Source organism: Neobacillus sp. NPDC093127 (genome assembly GCF_044754175.1).
In the GTDB taxonomy this organism is placed as follows: domain Bacteria; phylum Bacillota; class Bacilli; order Bacillales; family Cytobacillaceae; genus Neobacillus.
Genome location: NZ_JBIVOP010000057.1, coordinates 1 through 2,364, shown reverse-complemented (window position 1 = coordinate 2,364; position 2,364 = coordinate 1). Strand labels below are relative to the sequence as shown.

At 32.1% G+C, this 2,364-nt stretch carries 3 protein-coding genes; all 3 read right to left on the bottom strand.

Going from position 1 to position 2,364, the window contains the following annotated elements:
* Positions 1 to 248: 248 nt before the first annotated feature.
* Positions 249 to 629, bottom strand: coding sequence for a hypothetical protein (locus tag ACIQCO_RS28080; protein ID WP_400435442.1), 381 nt, complete (start codon positions 627 to 629; stop codon positions 249 to 251).
* 1,331 nt (positions 630 to 1,960) lie between these two features.
* Positions 1,961 to 2,086: a hypothetical protein gene (locus tag ACIQCO_RS28075; protein ID WP_400435440.1), complete on the bottom strand. Its 126-nt coding sequence runs from the start codon at positions 2,084 to 2,086 to the stop codon at positions 1,961 to 1,963.
* On the bottom strand, positions 2,076 to 2,364 hold a 289-nt coding region (locus ACIQCO_RS28070; protein WP_400435438.1), incomplete at its 5' end, for a hypothetical protein. The genes ACIQCO_RS28070 and ACIQCO_RS28075, both read right to left, overlap by 11 nt.

The window sequence follows — 2,364 nt, the reverse complement described above, 5'->3', positions numbered from 1 at the left end:
AAATAGCCAACAATCCGAAAAAAATTTCAGAGGGTTGGCTATTCATCGTGCGCACCGTAAGGGTGCGCTATTTTTTTATATTTCGGGCTTACAATTCACAGTCCAAATAACACGAATTTTCGTAGTATAAATAGTAAGTGAATTAACATTACAATTAGTACACAAAAAAAGCTTGGGTTATCCCAAACTTTCTGTTTTGAATGTGATGTTCTTATTCAATTAAAGCCTTAGTTGAATAAAAAAGCTTTTTAGTCGTTTATTAACTCATCGAAATTTATTTCTGCTGAAATTGCATATTTATCTGTAACAACAGTGCCACTAGTAAAAGCTTTAACCTCATGGTAAATATTGTTGTTCCCTACAAAAACTATTCTTAAATCTGGACCATGTTCCCATACGATTTTTGATAAATCTGTCTTTGGACTTTTATTGATTTTATCAATAATTTTTGTAATAGTGTTTTTATCAGTTATTATAATTGATTCACCATTAACCCAATTATTGTTAACCTGGGGCATTTCATTAATTATACTCATTTTTATGAACTCTTCTTTTTTCTCGACAATATCTGTACTCCTACAAGCAGTCAATACAAACAGTAATGCCAAGAATAAAATACGATATTTCAAGTCACACCATCCTATCTGTATTTTTATTAAACAAACCCACTTCCGTTAGTTGGGGAAACTGAATATTCATAATCTTTAATATTATTTTACCACATAATTTTATAAATCCTTGAGTTTTCTTGAAACAGATAAAAAATCGCATCTCAAATAGCAAGTAAAATAGCACCCTTTTTCGCACGATGACAATATCCATTGTCAAGTTGTTATTTGGGGTGCTATTTGCTATGCTATTTTATTGTTATTATCTTATAAAACATTGATAAATCAATGAAATTATCCCTGCTATTTACTTTGGTATAAGGTATGCTAATTCATATGTTTTTTACACTTTTTCTCCACAAAAACTGAACTACTTATTACAGGCAGCCACTTTTTTAACTAAAGCTACCCATTACTTGAATAAGAAAAAGTCGTTCTTACATGTTAATTGAAAAACTTACGCCTTGTTCTTTATTCTTTTATCGAATAAATAATCCAAAAACAATACCCCTCCTAAGAGGAGTGGAAATCCAATAATTATATAATAAATATTTCTAGGCACTTCAAACACTTCTCCAAGATAAATGAAAAGAAACGTCCAAATGATTTTTGCTATGGTCTTCCCCAACTTACGATTCATAATAAAACTTTCCCCTTTTTAACTGTTTCATGGATTGATAATCCAATTATACATCACAGGGCTGTTCCGCCTTCTTGTGAAATAAGCCCTTCCTTAATCGGCATAATTTCCACCATGTTTTGTTCTTCTCTTGTTTTAACTGTGTAAACATCTTTTCTATCAGTTAATTTAGATTGTTCTTCTGCCGAAACTTTTGTGCTTTGAAAGTTTTTAGCAAAACCAATAGATAACGCTAAAACCCAACCTTAATAACACTTTCTCTATACTATAAATAGAAACTGTTCAATAATAGAACAACTTCTATCCACCTACAATAAACTTATCAATAATAGTCTCTCCATCAACATCATACAACGGAATTTCTCTTGATTCAGATTCCTTTGTTAGTCTACCGCTTCTTCAGGTGTTTTTGATTGAGGTCCATTTAACTCGTCTTTTTTCACATACCCTAATGTGCCGCCTATTCCGTAAGCCCTGATTAAATCAGGTTCATCTTCAAAAGAGGTTGCATCCGATGATGAACCATACGTCTGTCCTTTTTTATTTTGAGGATAAGCGATTTCGATTTTACTCTTCGGGTTGTAAACTTTGTTATAAGCTGATTCATTACTGAAAAAAAGGTTCCAAATAACTATACCTCAGGCAAGTACGCCACTAACAAATAACATACGTTTAAGCAAATAAGCACTCCCTTAAATTACCTTTTCTAATATTATAAATCATTTTTTGTTGGTGTACTATCCTGCTCCGTTAGTGGAACAAGGAAAAGGCTGCCGAAGCAGCCCTGATCATCAACTATTGCACTCGTTAGTGCCAGTAAGCAAAAACTATGCTTCATCAATTAACCTAGTATACTCACCCGCGTTCTCTTTATTTATTTTTTCTATTTTAAAATCCTTTGCTATAACCTCAATAAACACGTCGTGACCTTTGATTACATAATGGTTATAATCATTAATTGATTTTTTATTATGTAGATACAAATTATTATTCTTGGTAATTAGTTCTTTTAGCCATTTAGAGTGTAAGCCCGAAATATAAAAAAATAGCGCACCCTTACGGTGCGCACGATGAATAGCCAACCCTCTGAAATTTTTTTCGGATTGTTGGCTATTT

Excerpts from the sequence above, each read along its gene's own strand:
- ACIQCO_RS28075 (WP_400435440.1), bottom strand. The coding sequence starts at position 2,086 with ATGAAGCATAGTTTTTGCTTACTGGCACTAACGAGTGCAATAGTTGAT.